The organism is Intestinimonas sp. (genome assembly GCF_026169115.1).
GTDB lineage: Bacteria > Bacillota > Clostridia > Oscillospirales > Oscillospiraceae > Intestinimonas.
Genome location: NZ_JAPFEA010000007.1, coordinates 24299 through 42358, shown reverse-complemented (window position 1 = coordinate 42358; position 18060 = coordinate 24299). Strand labels below are relative to the sequence as shown.

Sequence of the window (18060 nt, the reverse complement as noted above, 5' to 3'; positions counted from 1 at the left end):
GCGGGGCCTGTGCGGCTTTGACATATGGAGCCGATCTCGTCGTTTCTCAAGCAGCCATGGCAGTCAGCCATGTGCCTATCCAAAACTCACAGATGGCAGGAGATGAAAGAATTGAATGCAGCAAAAGTGGATGCCTTTCTCACCGAAGAAGATGAATCGCTGAAAGAATCCATGCAAATGGGCAGCGTTACTCGGAAATATCTTATTTTTATCACCGACAATTTGAAGCTGGGGGTCGACGCCGAATACGTGGTTGAGATCCTGAACGATCACTACGCCGCCTACCTTCCCATGACGCCGGACTATATCCGTGGTATCTTCAATATGCGCGGCCAGATCATTCCGGTTCTGGATATTCGGCTCCGTTTGGGAAAACCCGCCAACGACGAAGACACCCTGTTGGTGGTCCTTAATTTTGACAACACGCAGGTCGGTATATTGGTGGATGCCGTGGATCAAATGATTGAGATCCCGACCGAAAACATCCTCCCGATGCCCTCGCAAAGTACCCAGCGTCTGGTTTCTGGTATGTGTACGATTCCGGACGGGACAGGCACCATGCTCGTGCTTGATTGTGAGCAGTTGTTGAGCTATGAGTGATACCATATTGACCGGGGACGCGCGCGCTTTCTCTCCCCTGCAAATAACCGATACAGATTTCCGCCGCATGGTCGATTTTGTAAAGTCCTCCTATGGTATCGATCTGTCCCAGAAGCGCCAGTTAATCACCGGGCGTTTGTCGCCCACGATCCGCAAATTGGGCTATCGCAATTTCTCGGATTTTGTCTCCCATCTGATCGAAAAAAGAGATGATGCCGAGATCACGATGATCCTGAACAAGCTGACCACAAACTACACCTTTTTCATGCGTGAAATAGAGCATTTGGATCTGTTTCGGCAGCGCATCATCCCGGATCTGGTCAGACGCCACCAAAAAGACAAGATTTTGTCGATTTGGAGCGCCGGCTGCTCCAGCGGTGAGGAGCCCTATAACATCACCATGTATCTCTTTGATTACCTGGGGGCCCACGCCAAGGAATGGGATACCCGAATTCTGGCGACAGATATTTCTGACCGCGCCCTGAGCACCGCCAAGAGGGGCGTATATGAGCTGCCTGACACCGTTCCCGCAGAGTGGAAGAGAAAATACTTCACGCCAAATCCAAACGGCTCCTACACAGTTACGAAAGATGTTCGGAACAATGTGATTTTTCAGCATTTCAATCTGATGGACCCGATTCAGTTCCGTCGTAAATTCGACGTGATTTTTTGCAGAAATGTGATGATCTACTTCGATCAGCCTACAAAGGATGCCCTCGTCAGACGATTCTACGATGCTACGGTTCCAAATGGGTATCTGCTCATCAGCTATTCAGAGAATTTGAGTCAGAACACACCGTACCGCAGACTGGCCACAGCGACATTCCAAAAATAACGTTCAGGAGGCGCGATATTTCGTTATGCAAAACGAAAAGGTCCGTGTCATGGTGGTGGATGACTCAGTCGTAGCCCGAAGCATGATAATCCGTGGTCTGTCTGCTCATCAAAGAATTGAAGTCGTTGGGTATGCCATCAACACCATTGATGCCAAGAAGAAAATCGAAAAATTGAATCCCGACGTCATAACCATGGATGTTGAGATGCCCGGACAGAGCGGGATCGATTTTTTAAGACAGTATATTCCAACTCATCCGATCCCCGTCATCCTGGTCTCGTCATTGAATCTGCGTGTTTTTGACGCTCTGGACGCCGGCGCAGTCGATTTCGTGCGCAAACCGGAGGCACAGGACGATCCGGATGCCTTTGTCCATACGTTGGCACAGAAGGTTCTGATCGCGTCTGTTGCAAAAGTCCGCTCTTCGCCCTCTGTGGTCTCGCCCCATCCGAAAAGCCCGCTTCCTCCCCTCCCGGCCGTCCCCCTTGGAAGCTCTTCCAGCTTTGATCGTGTTCTGATTGGCTTGGGCGCCTCCACTGGCGGCACGGAAGCGACCCTGGAGGTCATGAAACGGCTTCCTGCGGACATTCCCGGCATGGTCATCGTGCAGCATATGCCCCCCGGCTTTACCAAGATGTATGCCGACCGCCTCAATCGTCTATGCAAGATGGAGGTCCGGGAGGCGAAAAATGGCGACGAACTGCATCGCGGTCTCGCCTTGGTCGCCCCCGCCGATTTGCAGGCGCGCGTGGTGCGCATTGGCAACAAGTATACCCTCTCCTGCACACCCGGCGAGAAGGTCAGCGGCCACCGCCCCTCTGTCGACGTGCTTTTTCAATCCATGTCGGAAGTAGTACAGTGCAAGATGGTGGGCATTATCATGACTGGTATGGGACAGGACGGCGCCGCCGGGCTTCTGGCCATGCGGCAAAAAGGGGCCTATACGATTGGTCAGAACAAGGAGACCTGTGTGGTCTATGGGATGCCTGCCGTCGCGCACGAGATCGGCGCGGTCTGCACACAGGCATCGTGTACGGATATTGCCGGCGTTTTGATCCGGCATCTCAAGGCGCTGTCATAAAGGTCCGGGGTCGCTTGGGCAGCCTGGTGCGAGAACCGGGTGGGCTCCCCTCTGATAAGTGACCTGTACGAACAGACGCGCTCACACCTTATAAAGCAAAAGCGGGCTGGATTTTCCACATTTTCTGGAAAATCCAGCCCGTTTTATCAAAAAGGCTCCACTGACAGCACTTGGCTGATTTTTTCAGGCGCGGCGTCAACTTTTCTCTTGACTTCAACGGGAAAAAGTGTTAAAGTACCTAGACAGAAGGAAGTGTTCGCAATGAAGCTGTTCCAGGGCCGCATCTATGGGTATTCCTACCGCTGCCGCTATACCGGCAACGGCGATTTGACGTGCCCTGGAACAGGCCCGCTATCCATGCGTGTGGACGACACAACGCGGCGGTCCCAACCGGGACCGCCGCGTTTTTGCGATGCAAACGCATCGCAAAATTGGCCATGTGCCGCTTTCCGCGGCACGGCCATGCAGTCAAAGCGCATGGGCCGGGACGGCCCATATGCGCATAAACTTCATGCGCCACAAGCCTTTGCCCGTTTTCGTGGTGCGCGCCTGGCGCATGAAGTTTCTTACCCGGGTCATTGACAGAAAGGAAGGAACGAATATGGTCGTTATTATGAAATCCGGATTCTCCGAGGAGCAGCTGGCCTCCGCCATCCGCACCATGGAGGCTGGCGGCGTGAAGGTCATGGTGTCCAAGGGCGCCGAGACCACCATCCTGGGCGCGGAGGGCGACCCCTCCGGCATTGACCGGGAAAAGCTCTCCCTGCTCCCCGGCGTGGAGCGGGTCATGCGGGTCACCGAGCCCTACAAAAAGGCCAACCGCAAGTACCACCCCGAGGACACGGTCATCGACCTGGGCGGCGGGGCGCTGCTGGGCGGGGAGAAGCTGGCCGTCATTGCCGGCCCCTGTTCGGTGGAGAGCGAGGCGCAGATCGTGGAGGTGGCTCAGGCCGTCAAGGCCAGCGGCGCCGCCGCCCTCCGGGGCGGGGCCTTCAAGCCGCGGACCTCCCCCTACGCCTTCCAGGGCATGGGAAACGACGGCATCCGCCTCCTCCAGGAGGCCAGGAGTGCCACCGGTCTGCCCATCGTCACCGAGATCATGTCCACCGACAACATCGAAATGTTCGAGATGTGCGTGGACGTCATCCAGGTAGGGGCCCGGAACATGCAGAACTTCGACCTCCTGAAGCAGCTGGGCCGCACCACCAAGCCCATCCTGCTCAAGCGGGGGCTCTCCTCCACCATCGAGGAGTGGCTCATGTCCGCCGAGTACATCATGGCCGGCGGCAACGAGCGGGTCATTCTCTGCGAGCGGGGCATCCGCACCTTTGAGACCTTCACCCGGAACACCCTGGACCTCTCCGCCGTGCTGGCCGTCAAAAAGCTCTCCCACCTCCCTGTGGTGGTAGACCCCTCCCATGCCTGCGGCCAGTCCTGGATGGTGGAGCGTATGAGTCTGGCCGCCGCTGCCGCCGGGGCAGACGGCCTCATCATTGAGGTCCACAACGATCCCCCCCACGCAAAGTGCGACGGCGCGCAGTCCATCACCCCTGCGGAATTTGACGGCCTGATGGACAAGCTGCGCGCCTTGACCCCCTGCCTGGGGCGGGCTGTCTGAGGGGGAACGGGCTGTGAAGCGGACCATCGTGATCGTTGGCCTGGGGCTGAAATGAGCCGCCCGGTCCACTGCGGCTTTCAGGAGGGTTTTCCAATGAATAAAACCATCGCCATCATCGGTCTGGGGCTCATTGGCGGCGCCCCACCGGACTGAAGGCCGGTGGGGGACCCCGTTGGATCTCATCTGCTCGGGGCAAATGAATTGCCCCGGCATCAAGGTTTTGCCGGTTCCGGCAAAACACTTGGACGCGCATACGCGCGAACGAGCCGCCCGATCCGTTGCGGCTTTCAGGAGGGTTTTTCCAATGAATAAAACCATCGCCATCATCGGTCTGGGGCTCATTGGCGGTCCCCCACCGGACTGAAGTCCGTGGGGGACCCCGTTGGATTTCATCTGCTCGGGGCAAATGAATTGCCCCGGCATCAAGGTTTTGCCGGTTCCGGCAAAACACTTGGACGCGCATACGCGCGAATGAGCCGCCCAATCCGTTGCGGCTTTCAGGAGGGTTTTCCAATGAATAAAACCATCGCCATCATCGGTCTGGGGCTCATTGGCGGCTCTATGGCCATGGCCTTGAAGGGCTTTGAGGACTTTGAGATCGTGGGGGTGGACCGGGACCCCGCCACCCTGGCCTTTGCCGCCGCCCACGGGGCGGCTGACCGGCTCACCGACGACGCCAGAGCGGCCATTGCCGCTGCCGACGTGGTCTACCTCTGTCTCCACCCCAAGGCCATCGTGGACTTCCTGCGCGCCCACCGCGGGGACTTCAAGCCCGGCGGGCTGGTCACCGACGTGTGCGGCGTCAAGACCGCCGTGGTGGACGCCGCCGCTGCCGTCCTCCCCCCGGAGGTGGCCTTTATCGGGGGGCACCCCATGGCCGGCAAGGAGACCTCTGGCATCTTTCACGCGGACGGCGGGCTCTTCCGCGGCGCGCACTACATCCTCACCCCCCGGCCCGGCTGCCGGGCGGAGCACCTGGACCTTTTGCGGCGCATCGCCGCATACATCGGCTGCCGGGACGTGGTGGAGACCACCACCCAGAAGCACGACGCCATCATCGCCTATACCAGCCAGGTCATGCACATCATGGCGGTGGCGGTGTGCGACGACCCGGACCTCTTTGAGTGCCGGGGCTTCGAGGGCGGCTCCTTCCGGGACTGCACCAGAGTGGCCGCCCTGGACGTCCCTCTGTGGACCGAGCTCTTTTCCATGAACGCCGACGCCCTCACCAAGGTCATCCGCAACTTGGAGGACAATCTGCGCGCCTACCGGCAGGTGCTGGAGCGGGGCGACACCGCCGCCCTCACCCAAAAGCTGGCCTGGTCCGCCCACCGAAAGCGGCACATGGACCTGGAATGACCCCAGGTGTTTTCCCTCTTTCGCCAAGGGATACATTGACTTTCCCATGGGGAAGATGCTATATTGGTGTCATTGAACGAGAAGGATGGGAATTTCTCCATGGACAAAAAACTCTTCCGCAGCTTGCTGCTGCTCATCACCTTCACCGTGGGACTGATCTTTCTGGTGGTGCGCTTCGACGACCTCTGGCGCACGGTCCGTCTGGTCCTCTCCAATCTGACCCCGCTCTTCGCCGGTCTGGCCATCGCCTTTGTCCTGAGCCGGCCCTGCGCCTTCTTCCGCAAGACCCTGGACAAGGGCCTGGGCGGGACCCGGCTGGCCGGACTGAGCCTCCCGCTGGCCGTCGCCCTCTCCTACGTGCTCCTCATCGGCGTGGTGGGGGCCATCTTTGCCTTCGTCATTCCCCAGCTCACCAGCAGCGTGGGCCGTTTCGCCGCCAACCTCAGCAGCTACCTCAGTCAGGCGCAGATCTGGATCAACGAGATCATGGCCTGGCTCCACCTGGAGCAGCTGGACCTCTCCCAGTTCGGGCAGACGCTGAAAGATTTTGTCAACAGTCTCCTCGCCGCCCTCTCCACCGCCGTGCCCCAGCTGCTCACCCTCACCAGCGGCCTTATCTCCGTTATCGTCACCATGGTGCTGGCCCTGGTCTTCTCCGTCTATATGCTCTCCGGCAAGGACACCCTTCTGGGACAGTGCCGCCGGGTCCTCAGGGCCTACGTCCCCCCGAAGATCTGCGACGTGGTGCTGGACGTCACGGCCCTCACTGCGGATACCTTCAGCCGCTTCGTCAGCGGGCAGATCACCGAAGCCTGCATCCTGGGCGGACTCACCTTCCTGGGCATGCTCCTCCTGCGGCTGGAGTACGCCCTCCTCATCTCCGTCCTCATCGGGGTCTCCGCCCTGGTGCCGGTGGTGGGCGCCTATGTGGGGGCCATCACCTCCGCCCTGCTGCTGGTCATGGTGGACCCCATCGACGCCCTGGTCTTCCTCATTTTCCTGGCCTGTCTCCAGCAGGTGGAGGGCAACGTCATCTATCCCCGGGTGGTGGGGACCTCCCTGGGGCTGCCCGGCATCTGGGTCCTCACTGCCGTCACCGTGGGCGGCGGACTCTTCGACCTGGCCGGCGTCCTGCTCAGCGTGCCGGTGGCCTCCATCCTCTACGCCCTTCTCCGCCGGGATGTGCGCAAGCGCCTGTCCTTGCAGGAAAAGAGCGGTCAGTAACCAAAAACGGCGGGCGGACCTCCAAAGGGTCCGCCCGCCGTTTTTCCTGTTTCCGCTGGTCTGAATAACGGGTGCAGGGGCACACCTGTGTGTGCGCCCGCCCCCGCGGACCTTCCCCCTTCCAGGGGGAAGGTGGCCCGCAGGGCCGGATGAGGGTGGGTATCGGGCGTGGCTTTGCGCTCCGGCCACCCCCTCAGTCGCCTGCGGTGACAGCTCCCCCGTCAAGGGGGAGCTATATTTTGTGGGGCGCGGCCTCCCGGACGCGCCCATGCATCACGTCATTCTGAGCGGAGCGAAGAATCCGTCCCCCTGTTCTTTTGTACCGGGGCAGGAATACGGATTCTTCGCCTGCGGCTCAGAATGACGTGGGAAGGGCGGCTCAGAATGACGTGGGTGGGGCACAACCTGTGTGTGCGCCCACCCCCGCAGGCCCTCCCCCAGGGGAAGGCGTCGGGAACGGTCCCGATCCATGGACTTTTTGCAGCCTGCGGGCAGGGGCGGTCCCGGGGATAAAAGGGCCGTGCAACTGGACGAGCCGGGGCGGGTAGGGGTAAGGAGGGATGCTTTTATGGCGAGCAACTATACTGCAAATTATGGGCTGTGCCAGTGGGAACCGGGGGACAAGTTCTTGCGGGAGGAATTCAATCAGGATAACGGGAAAATCGACGGGGCCATCAAGGCAGCAGAGGACCGGGCGGCGAGTGCAGCGGAGAAAGCCCAGGCGGCGGCAGACCGGGCCCTGAGCGGGCTGGAGGACCAGGGCTATAACCTCTATAACCTGCTGCTCCAGCAGTACTACGGAGGGAAGAAGGTGGACTTCAAAAAGGCCCTGATCTTCGATGGGTTTCTGGATGGGAGCATGACGGCCTCCATGAGCAACGGGGTGGTGCGCTCTCAAAACAAGCTCACGCTGGACCGCACAGGACAGGGCGATATCCCACTGGGATACAGCGGCCAGAGCACCAGCTATGTTGGCGGCGGAAGTACCGCCACCTGCACGGCGGGCGGCAGCGGACGGATCACCGGCTTTCGGCTGAAAACCATACATGAGCAGGGGTTGACCGTCACCAGTTCAGCCACCTGGAAGCTCTACAAAAACGGCAAACAGGCGGTCCAGGGGACAGCCCAGCTCCGGTTCGGCGCTGCGGCAGAGGAGCAAACGATTTCCATCAGTTCCGTATCCGTCAGCAAAGGAGACACATTCTATTTGCACATCCAGACTGGCGCGGATATTTACGAACTTTACACCACCAGCAATGGTCTCCTGGGCGGGACCTTTCTCATCACCTCCACCGGCACCACCGGCGGCACAGTGACTACCCCCAGTCTGGCCCTGCCGGAGCGGACCGGTCTGCGGGCCTGGGTCCGCCACAGCGGCGGTACCGTGGCCCTGTCCGTACAGGGCGGGACCGGCTGGCTCGCCCTGACCCAGGCGGGCAGCCGCACCACCATGGAGCCCGGAGGCGCAAGCTGTACCGAGACGGAATTCCTGTTGGAGGAGGGGACGCCCCAGGGAGAGCACCTGTCCTTCCAGCTGACCATGGACGTGGGAAATGCCGCAGCCATGTATGTCTATGATTACGGTATTCTGCTGTTCTGAAAAAAGGGGAACCCCCCGGACCATATGGTCCGGGGGGTATCCACTTTAATTGGAATCAGGCCGCAACGTCAACATTGATGGTGTAGGTGTTGGTCACAAAATTGTCACCAGTCACAGTAACCGTCATATTGAAGTCAGCAGCAACGTTCAGAATCTGAAGCACGCCGTCGGAGTAGACAGCCTTTCCATCAGGAACACTGATGGACACCTGAGTACCCTCTGCGGGGGCGACAGTCAGATACACCACATCGCCCACAGCAGAACTACCGCCACCGATGGAAGTGCTCACAGAGCCGGTAGTGTAGCCAGTACCGGTACCGGCGAAGTTATCCAGGTTGATGGTAGCCTTAGGAGCCAGGCTCTTAGCCACAGTGACCTTGATGGTGTAGGTCTCCACCAGGTCAGCTTCATTCGCCTTCTTGTAGGTGACAGTGAGCTTGATGGTGCCAGAGGTGTTGCTCTCAGCATCGTCAGCGGTAAAGATGGTGTTGCTGCTGTTGTGGTTAAAGGAACCCTCAGGAATCACATTGTTGGACAGGTTACCGGTGGTCTCGACCTTGACGGTAGCACCATTAGCAGTGCTGGCCTTAGGATTGAGAGTGATGGCCTGACCAGCAGCCAGAGCCTTCACCACATAGGTCTTATCGCTGCCAGCGATCACATGGTTATTGGCCTTGACCTCCAGGGAGCTGGTAGAGACAGTGGAAGCAGTCTGCGCAGTCTTGATGGTCAGGTTATACACAGTGGTGGTATCCAGAGCACCAGCCTTCTTGGTGACAACGGTGAGGACCACGGTGTTATTACCCTCGGCCAGAGGGATCTCAGAACCGCTGGTGTAGTCAGTGGCGGCAGCGCCATTGACGGACTTAGTAGCGGTAAAGGAGTCAGCGCTGCCAGCAGTGATGGTCAGCTTGATGCCATCGGCAGTGCTGGTGACCCAGCCGGTAGCCTCGGCGGTGTTTTCACCGACATTCAGCTGGGCATTGGTAGTGCTAGCGTAAGCAACGCCGTTCAGCTTGCTGACGGTGATGGAGTCGTTCGCAGCCAGGACCACGGAGTTAACACCAGGAGCCACATTGCCCTTCAGCTCAATGACATAGGTGAGGGTACGGCTGGCCTTGCCATCCTCGCTGATGGTGACCTTCACGGTGACCTTGCCGCCGTTCTCGTTGGCGCCGGCGGTGTAAACAGTGCCAGTGAAGGAACCGCCCTTGGCGATCTCAGTGCCGTTGTTGAAGACGGTGCCCTTGGCGTTGTCATCCGCATCGACAGCGATCTTGCCGGTCTGGTTGGCGCCCAGGGTGAAGTTCATCTTCAGCTCGTTGCCAGCAGCGATGCCAGTCCAGGTGCTGTTCTTGCCGTCCAGGGTCAGAGTACCGGAGGTAGCGACAGGCTTGGCACCGGCAACGGTGTCGGTCATGTCGTCATCCTGGCGGTCATAGACGAAGGCGGTCTCCACGTTGCCATCCTCATCCAGGACCAGAGCGACCAGGTCGTTCTTCTGGAAAGAGGTCTCAAACACGTTGTCGGTGTCCTCGACGTTCCACACGGTGGCATCAGTGGTGGGATAGCTGTCCTTGCCAGTGGCGAGATTGTCGGCATCGGCCACGGACACGGCGTTGGCGCCGGTACCGGTGACAATCTTCTCGTTCACCACATAGGTCTCGATGTTGTCAAAGGTAACATAGTCGCCGTCGACCTGATACTCGTGGACCAGGGTCTTGCCCACATTGTCCTCAGTCTTGGACTTCAGGGTGGTAACAGTACCGTCAGCCAGCACCACAGGATAGCTGTAGACGGTATTGGTGCCGGAGGTGGTCTTAGTGTAGTTGCCGGTGACGAAAGCGTAGTTGGAGTTGGAGCTGTAAACAGCGTTCACCTCGGCGAAGATGGCGCGGGCCACGAGAGTAGCGCTGCCGGTAGCCTGATAGTAGATGGCCTGGCTGGTGCCCACAGTGTTCAGAGCGGTGGAGCGCAGGTTCTTCAGGCCGTTGACGGTGGTGTAGTTGCCGTTGGCGTCCTTGATGAAGAAGACGGTCTTGTCATCGGCCATCAGCTTGCCAGCAGTAAAGGAATAGGAGGCCTTGCTGTTCTGGAGCTTCAGGTCGGCGTTGGTGCTGGTCTCATGGTAGTTGTTGGTGGTGTAGTCAGGACGGACCAGGGTGACCGCGCCGTCGTTCAGGGAGTAGCTCACCAGAGTGCCAATAACATCGGTTTTGCCGTCACGGTCGGCGTTGGCAGTGAGGGCCCTATGCATGGCCGCTTCCTTGGCGTCGTTGGTGCCGGTGACATTGGTGGTGGGGTCCCACTTCTTGGCAGAGGCCAGCAGGTTCACGTCGTACTTGCCAGTGGAGCCGTCGGCCATAATCAGCTTGACCTCGACAGAATAGAAGCCAGCGGTGTTGCCAGTGTCGTTCACGCCGGTGATGACGGCGTAGTTGCCGACAGCGCCCTCATCCTCGACATAGCCCAGGATGTTGCCGTGGGGATCCAGGTAGAGGGTGTAAGTGCCGTCCACCAGATCGCTCATGGCGTCGCCCACCAGATCCATAACATCGGGAGCCAGGTTCTCGCCGGAGCCGATGCCATAGTTGGTGTCATCGACGGTGATCTTGCTCAGGTCGATGTCGGTGGCGTTGTTCACAAAGGCAGACACAACACCGGAGACGGTCTCGGCCTTCTCCAGCACGTAGGTGTCGTCGTAGTTGTAAACCAGGACATAGTCGCCCTGAGCCACATCCTTGGGATTGAGCACGTCCACAAAGTCCACAGAACCGATGGTGGAGATGTTCATGGACTCGTCCTTCTCGTTGTAGGTGTTGATCTTGGCCAGAGCAGGATTCTTCTGGATCACGACGTCCACAGTGCCGTCGCCGTCGTTGTCGATGAAGGTCTGGGCAACGCCGGGCATGGCCTGCCTGCCGTCGGTGGCGCCGCGAGTGGTATCATCCTCGGTGATGTAGACATAGTCGGCGCCAGCGGAAGGCATGGAGATGCCGGAGCCCTTCAGGGCGTCCTTCACGTCGTCAGTTTTCTTCAGGCGGGCAGCAGTCTCCACCACGCTGTTATCCTCGGAGACAATGGCGCTGCCGACCACTTCCATGTTGGAAGCGTTGGGGGACAGGCTGTTGAGGCCCTTCACATAGATGACCACACGCTGGCCCAGAAGATCGCTGTCGACGGCGATGGGATAGGTGAAGTTCTTATTACCGTACTTCTCACCCAGGTACTCCACATCGGTCAGGCGGGTCTTGCCTTCCACGGTGGTGTTGCCGTCCAGGGAGATGAGGCTGGTGGCCTCCACGACGCCGGTCACCTTGGCCACCTTGAACTTCTCAACGAGAACGGTGGAGTCCTCCTTGGTCTTGTTCAGGGGCTGGGGATAGACGATACCGTCGTAGCTGCCCTCCAGGTTGCGGTACTCGACCATCCAGGACTGGACGCCGTTGTAGAGCATCTGGGCGGTGTCGTCACGGGTCAGCCCCTCGTCGGGGTTAATCAGCATGTCGGCAAAGAGGTCGATGTCGTTGCCCTTGGTCTGGACCTTGATGGCCCAGAGGGGACCGGTGAAGCCCTCGATGTCGCTGCGGTAGCCCAGCATGGTGAGGATCATCTTGGCAGCCTGAGCGCCGGTGACCTGGTCGTTGGGACCGAAGGTGCCGTCGCCGCGGCCATCAATGATGCCCAGGCTGGCCACGTAGGCGATGTAGGACTCAGCCCAGTGACCCTTGGTGTCGGTGAAGTTGGCGGTGATGGAGCCCAGGGTGGGATCCTTGCCGCCGTTCAGGGTGACGGCGATCAGCTTCGCCATCTCGGCACGGGTGACGATCCCGGTGGGATCATAGGAGCCATCTTCCTTTCCGTTGATGACGCCCAGAGAGACCATGGTGGTCACGGCCTCAGTGTTGACGATCTTGTCCTTGTCGGAGAAGTCGTCGATGCTCACAGCGCCGGCGCCGATGACCATCATGGACAGGACCATGACAGAGGCCAGAGCCAGGCTGAGAGCCCGCTTGAGGTTTCTCATTTTGGAATTCCTCCTTCTAAAATTTGGGGTTTTCGGGGAGAAACACCAACTTTCCGGAACTTTTTGCCCGTCTATTGGCGTATAACGCCCCTTACAAATTAAAAAACGTGGGGTATTCTCCACATTCTGCGGAAAATGCCCCACGTTTCAGCACAAAAAGTGCCCTTGGTAGCATCTTGGTAGCATCGCTTTTTTCCCCATTTCTCAACCCCTTGCGCCCCAAGGGTTTGAGGCCGTTTTTTGGTAGCATTTTGGTAGCATTTCCATTTTGGGACGGTTCCAAAGGGCAAAAAACGGCGCGGGCCCGAAATGGGTCCGCGCCGTTCCTGTCTTGTTATCCTGCCCCGCCAAACTCGCTCATGGTCAGGTTTTTGTTCTTCTCCTGGACCCAGTTGATGGACCACTGGGAGGCAAAAAGGAGGAGCTGGTTGCCCTTGTAATCCTCCACCAGCTTTACGTCGGTGCCCAGGATCAGGTCGTCCTCCTTCACCGGCTCCCCGGTGTCGCTGACAATCCACCGCAGGTACTCGTAGGGCAGGCCCTCCATATAGAGGTCCACGTTGTACTCGTTCTTGAGCCGGTATTCCAGCACATCGAACTGAAGGGTGCCCACCACGCCCACAATGACCTCCTCCATACCGGTATAGGGGGTCTTGAAGATCTGGATGGCGCCCTCCTGGGCGATCTGCTCCATGCCCTTGAGGAACTGCTTGCGCTTCATGGTATCCAGACTGCGCACCCGCTTGAAGTGCTCGGGGGCAAAGGTGGGGATGGGGTCGAACTTGAACTTTTTACCCGGCGTACACAGGGTGTCGCCGATGGAGAAGATACCCGGGTCGAACACGCCGATGATGTCGCCGGCGTAGGCTTCCTCAATGATCTCCCGCTCGGCGGCCATGAGCTGCTGAGGCCGGGAGAGCTTGATCTTTTTGCCGCCCTGAACGTGGTAGACCTCCTTGTCGGCGTCAAACCGCCCGGAGACCACCCGCAAGAAGGCGATCCGGTCCCGGTGGGCCTTGTTCATGTTGGCCTGGATCTTGAAGACAAAGCCGGAGAAGTCGTCGTCCATGGAATCCACGATCTCGTCCCCCGCCTTCCGGGCCAGGGGAGCGGTGGTCATGCGGAGGAAGTGCTCCAGGAAGGGCTCCACGCCGAAGTTGGTGAGGGCGGAACCGAAGAACACCGGCGAGAGCTTGCCGTGACGGACCCGGTCCAGGTCAAACTCGGCGGCGGCGCCGTCCAGCAGCTCGATCTCGTCGGTGAGCTGCTGGTGAAGGGTGGCGCCGATGAGACCGTCCAGGTTGGGGTCGCCCAGCTCCACCTCGGTGGCAGTGGCCGCCTTGGCGCCGCCGTTGGAGGTGAAATGGATGATCTTCTTGCTGCCCCGGTCATAGACGCCCTTGAACTCCTTGCCGCAGCCGATGGGCCAGTTCACCGGGTAGGTCTCGATGCCCAGTTCCTTCTCCAGCTCCTCCAGAAGCTCGAAGGAGTCCCGGGCCTCCCGGTCCATCTTGTTGATGAAGGTGAAGATGGGGATGTCCCGCATGGCGCAGACCTTGAAGAGCTTCCTGGTCTGGGCCTCCACGCCCTTGGCCGCGTCGATGACCATGACGGCGCTGTCCGCCGCCATCAGGGTGCGGTAGGTGTCCTCGGAGAAGTCCTGGTGACCGGGGGTATCCAGGATGTTGATGCAGTAGCCGTCATACTGGAACTGCATGACGGAGGAGGTGACCGAGATGCCGCGCTGCTTCTCGATCTCCATCCAGTCGGAGGTGGCGGAACGGCTGTTTTTCTTGCCCTTGACCACGCCGGCCTGGGCGATGGCTCCGCCGTAGAGCAGGAACTTTTCCGTCAGGGTCGTCTTACCGGCGTCAGGGTGTGAAATGATGGCGAAGGTGCGGCGCCGGGCGATCTCGCGCTCATAGTTTGACAAAGGGATTCCCTCCAAAAGCTCTATGACGGCAGGTCGGTCCGTCCCTCCGGCATCATAAAGCGTCATAATTGGTACCGATGATGGCAAAAAATTATATCACAGGCGGGATATAATTGCAAGCAAACGCCCCAAAACGTGCAACAAAAGGACCCGGCGCGCATAGAGATGAGGGGGAGGCCCCGTCCGCACCGACGGCGGACCGCCCACCTCAGATCCGTGCAGACTGCGCGCAGGGAGGTTTTCTATGGAGCACACACAGCACTTTCTCACCCGGAGCGCCTGCTACCAGGCGGGCCGGACCATCGTCCCCAAGGGGATCATGGTCCACGCCACCGGGGTGGCCCAGCCCGACCCGGAGGTCTTCCTCCGGCTCTGGGACAGCCCTCAGGCAGACGCCTGCGTCCACGCCCTGGTCCATCAGGGGGGCGTGATCCAGACCCTGCCCTGGACCCACCGGGCCTGGCACGCCGGCACCCCCAGAAACGGCGGGGTATCCGCCAACAACACCCACATCGCCTTTGAGATCCTGGAGCCCAAAGGCCACACCTATCAGGGCGGTACCATGATCGGCTACGATGCGGAGGCCAACGCTGCCTACTTCGCCGCCGTCTACCAAAACGCGGTGGAGCTGGCCGCGGAGCTGTGCCGGCAGTTTTCCCTTGATCCCGCCACCGACATCGTGGACCACCAGGAGGGCAGCCGGCTGGACATCGCCAGCAGCCATGCCGACGTGATGCACTGGTTCCCCAGGCATGGCAAGAGTATGGACACCTTCCGGGCCGACGTGGCCCGGCTGCTGGAGGGAGAAAAGGAGGATACCATGGAGCAGAGTACCTTTGACGCCATGCTGGAGGCCGCGCTGGCCCGCCGGGCCGCCGGTCTGGAGGGCCGGGAGGTCAGCGGCTGGGCCGGGGACGCCTGGCGGGCCGCGGTGGCCGCCGGACTTTTTGACGGCACCAAGCCCCAGGCGCCCCTGACCCGGGAGCAGGCCGCCGTTGTTCTGGAGCGGTTGGGCCTTCTCCGCGAGCAATAAAAAATGCGGCCCCGGGAATCCAATTCCCGGGGCCGCATTTTATTGTCTCGTCCCGGCGGTCACTTGCCCAGGACGAACAGGTTGCTGTCGGTGACGAAGTTGGCCACGCTGTAAAGGACCAGCACCTGGTCGATGTCGTTCTCCGCCACATACTGGCTCACCGGAGTCTTGTTGTACCGGGGATCGAAGAGGTGGACCTCGGAGCAGTCCGCCGTCAGGAAGGGGGCCAGACTGTCGGAGTAGGAGTCCCGGATGACCAGCACCTTCGGCCCATCGGCCCGGGGGCCCTTCACCACTGCCAGGGGCTTGTTGCCCCCCAGGAAAAAGGAATACTTGTCCTTGACCTCCAGCTTGCTCCAGTCGTAGAGGGTCCCCTCCTCCGGCTGGATGCCGTTCCAGGCGGTGACGGTGATCCCCTCCTCGGGCACATAGATGTCGATGGAATCGGGCGCCATCCACCGGACGCCGGAGCTGGAGTAGGTGGTTCCCTTGAAGTCGGTGGAGACGGTGGTCTTCTCATACTCGCTCAGGGGGACGGCCTCCAGCCCCATGGCCTCCATGAGGGCGGCGTAGCCGTAGTAGGCCCCCAGGCTGGTCCAGTGGTGGTCCAACCGGTAGTAGATCTCCTCCTCCCGGTGCGCCTCCAGGGCGGCGGCCATGTCCACCCAGTGGGCCTGGGTGGAGGACTGGGCCTGGGCCAGGATGTCCCCCTCGCTGGCGTTGGGCGCGCCGTCGGGGAGCCGGTCCGCCCACACCGACACCTTGCCTGGTATGAGGGAGAAATAGACCGGAATATCCACATTTTCCACCAGTTTGTTCACATAATCCAAGTTATTTGCCACTTTGTCCGGGTCGGGCCGGTCAAACCGGGGGATGAGAGTCTCCTTGTCACAGAGGTAGATCCCGTTGTTCTCCCCCTTGCCGGAGAGCCGCTCGGCCATGGCCTTGGCGGCGATCCACCGGTCCCGGAGGACGAACTGGTCGGTGAGGTAGGTCTCAAAGTCGGACATGAAGGCTCCCGTGAAGAAATCGCCGCTCTCATCCAGGGGGAGCTTCAGGGTAAAATCGTCGGCATCCAGACTGGGCATTTGGGCCAGATAGCGGTTCTCGTCCTCGGAAAAGTCCCGGTCAGGGCTGATGAGGTTAGCGGCGAAGAAGACGGCCAGGAAGCCGCAGAACAGGGCAGTGATGAAAAAAGCATACCGTTTTGACATATCCGGGCCTCCTTTAGAAGCGGAAGTAGAGGAAGGGATTGTAGGTGGCATCCACCAGATAGGCAGTGCAGAGGAGGAGTCCGGCCAGGAGGAGCACCGGCAGGAGGACCTGCTTGCCCCGCTTGGGGAGCCGCCGCCACAACGACGCCATCAGGGGGGTGGCGGCCACACAGGCGACCAGGAGAGAGGGACCGTAGGCCCCCAGATAATAGCCGAAGGAGCCGTCTGCAAAGCCGCCGCCCGCAAAGCCAAACATGGCGGCGAGGTAAGCCCCCAGCCGGCCAAAGTCCTCCACGGCGAAGATGGCCCAGCTCACCAGCACCAAGAAGAGGGTGTAGACATGCTGGAACACCCTGGGCCAGTGGTCGATCCACTTCTTGAGCCACAGCTTTTCCAGCATGAGGAGGACCCCAAAGTAGAGGCCCCACAGAAGGAAGTTCCAGCTGGCCCCGTGCCAGATGCCGGTAAGCCCCCACACCACCAGCAGATTGAGACACAGCCGCCCCCGGGAGACCCGGTTGCCCCCCATGGGGATATAGACGTACTCCCGGAACCAGGAGCCCAGAGAGATGTGCCAGCGCCGCCAGAACTCGGTGATGGAGCGGGAGATATAGGGGTAATCGAAGTTTTTCAAAAACTCAAAGCCCAGCATCCGCCCCAGACCGATGGCCATATCGGAGTATCCGGAGAAGTCAAAGTAGAGCTGGAGGGAGAAGGCCAGCACCCCCAGCCAGGCCCCCAGGACGGTGAGCTCGGCTGTGGGGAGGGCCTTGTAGGCATCCCAGAGCTGGCCCAGGTTGTTGGCCAGGAGGACCTTCTTCCCCATACCCACCACAAAGATCTCCACGCCGCTGGCAAAGCGCTCGGCCGTGTGATCCCGGTGGTCCAGCTGATCGCTCAGGTCCTTGTATTTGATGATTGGGCCGGCGATGAGCTGGGGGAAGAGGGTGACGAAGGTGCCGAAGCTGACGATGTTCCGCTGGACCCCGGCGTCCCCCCGGTAGACGTCGATGGTATAGCTCATGGTCTGGAAGGTATAGAAGGAGATGCCGATGGGGAGGCTCACGCCCAGGATGGGCATGAAGTCCAGGCCCAGGGAGGCCAGGCTGCCGGCCAGGAAGTCCCAGTATTTGAAGAAGAAGAGCAGGGCCAGATTGAAGATCACCGAGGAGGCCACTGCCATTCGGGCGCCCCGGTCATTCCCTTTCTGCTTGCACTTTTCCACCAGCATACCGTGGGTGTAGTCGATGGCGATGGAGGCGAACATGATGACGATATAGACCGGCTCGCCCCAGCCGTAGAAGATGAGGTTGAAGAGCAGAAGCACGCCGTTGCGCCACTTCAATGGCGACAGGTAGTAGATCAGGAGCACCACCGGCAGGTAGGTGAACAAAAAGAGCAGGCTGGAGAAGACCAAACACACACACCTCAGTTTCACAGAATATCTCCCGGATATTATACCCGGCTCCGCCCCCTTTGTATAGGTCGGCCCCCCTTTTTTGGGGTCGCCGGGTGGCGGGGTCTGTTCCTTTGACG

At 60.0% G+C, this 18060-nt stretch carries 13 protein-coding genes; 9 read left to right on the top strand and 4 right to left on the bottom strand.

What is annotated here, in order from left to right:
• Positions 1-24 precede the first annotated feature (24 nt).
• The 8 genes from Q0Y09_RS00725 to Q0Y09_RS00690 all read left to right on the top strand — a co-directional run bounded on the left by Q0Y09_RS00725 (position 25) and on the right by Q0Y09_RS00690 (position 8317).
• Positions 25-600: a chemotaxis protein CheW gene (locus tag Q0Y09_RS00725; protein WP_297716455.1), complete on the top strand. Its 576-nt coding sequence runs from the start codon at positions 25-27 to the stop codon at positions 598-600.
• The gene (locus Q0Y09_RS00720) at positions 593-1435 is read left to right on the top strand and encodes a protein-glutamate O-methyltransferase CheR (protein ID WP_297716454.1); all 843 of its coding nucleotides are present in this window, start codon (positions 593-595) and stop codon (positions 1433-1435) included. The genes Q0Y09_RS00725 and Q0Y09_RS00720 overlap by 8 nt, the downstream gene beginning before the upstream one ends.
• A 25-nt stretch (positions 1436-1460) precedes the next feature.
• Positions 1461-2516 carry a chemotaxis response regulator protein-glutamate methylesterase gene (locus tag Q0Y09_RS00715; protein ID WP_297716453.1) on the top strand — a complete coding sequence of 352 codons (1056 nt, stop codon included), beginning with the start codon at positions 1461-1463 and terminating at the stop codon, positions 2514-2516.
• 261 nt (positions 2517-2777) lie between these two features.
• Entirely contained in the window at positions 2778-3098 is a 321-nt protein-coding gene (locus tag Q0Y09_RS00710; protein WP_297716452.1) for a hypothetical protein, read from the top strand.
• Positions 3099-3117: 19 nt separating this feature from the next.
• Entirely contained in the window at positions 3118-4134 is a 1017-nt protein-coding gene (gene aroF, locus Q0Y09_RS00705) for a 3-deoxy-7-phosphoheptulonate synthase (protein WP_297716451.1), read from the top strand.
• A gap of 513 nt (positions 4135-4647) precedes the next feature.
• Entirely contained in the window at positions 4648-5493 is an 846-nt protein-coding gene (locus Q0Y09_RS00700; protein ID WP_297716450.1) for a prephenate dehydrogenase/arogenate dehydrogenase family protein, read from the top strand.
• A 99-nt stretch (positions 5494-5592) separates the two neighbouring features.
• A complete protein-coding gene (locus Q0Y09_RS00695; protein ID WP_297716449.1) occupies positions 5593-6717 on the top strand; it encodes an AI-2E family transporter in 1125 nt (374 codons plus the stop codon).
• Positions 6718-7285: 568 nt separating this feature from the next.
• Positions 7286-8317: a hypothetical protein gene (locus tag Q0Y09_RS00690; RefSeq protein WP_297716448.1), complete on the top strand. Its 1032-nt coding sequence runs from the start codon at positions 7286-7288 to the stop codon at positions 8315-8317.
• Between the two features lie 55 nt (positions 8318-8372).
• Here the strand turns inward: Q0Y09_RS00690 and Q0Y09_RS00685 are convergent, their stop codons facing one another.
• Both Q0Y09_RS00685 and Q0Y09_RS00680 read right to left on the bottom strand, forming a co-directional pair.
• Complete coding sequence (locus Q0Y09_RS00685; RefSeq protein ID WP_297716447.1) at positions 8373-12344, bottom strand: S-layer homology domain-containing protein; 3972 nt, start codon at positions 12342-12344, stop codon at positions 8373-8375.
• Positions 12345-12678: 334 nt separating this feature from the next.
• Positions 12679-14277 carry a peptide chain release factor 3 gene (locus Q0Y09_RS00680; RefSeq protein WP_297716446.1) on the bottom strand — a complete coding sequence of 533 codons (1599 nt, stop codon included), beginning with the start codon at positions 14275-14277 and terminating at the stop codon, positions 12679-12681.
• Between the two features lie 244 nt (positions 14278-14521).
• Between Q0Y09_RS00680 and Q0Y09_RS00675 the strand changes: the two genes are divergently transcribed.
• Positions 14522-15310, top strand: a complete 789-nt coding sequence (locus Q0Y09_RS00675; RefSeq protein ID WP_297716445.1) for a peptidoglycan recognition family protein — start codon at positions 14522-14524, stop codon at positions 15308-15310.
• A 59-nt stretch (positions 15311-15369) separates the two neighbouring features.
• Here the strand turns inward: Q0Y09_RS00675 and Q0Y09_RS00670 are convergent, their stop codons facing one another.
• On the bottom strand, positions 15370-16524 hold the full coding sequence (locus tag Q0Y09_RS00670) for a DHHW family protein (protein ID WP_297716444.1): 1155 nt from the start codon (positions 16522-16524) through the stop codon (positions 15370-15372).
• Positions 16525-16537: 13 nt separating this feature from the next.
• A complete protein-coding gene (locus tag Q0Y09_RS00665; RefSeq protein ID WP_297716463.1) occupies positions 16538-17941 on the bottom strand; it encodes an MBOAT family O-acyltransferase in 1404 nt (467 codons plus the stop codon).
• Between the last annotated feature and the right edge of the window lie 119 nt (positions 17942-18060).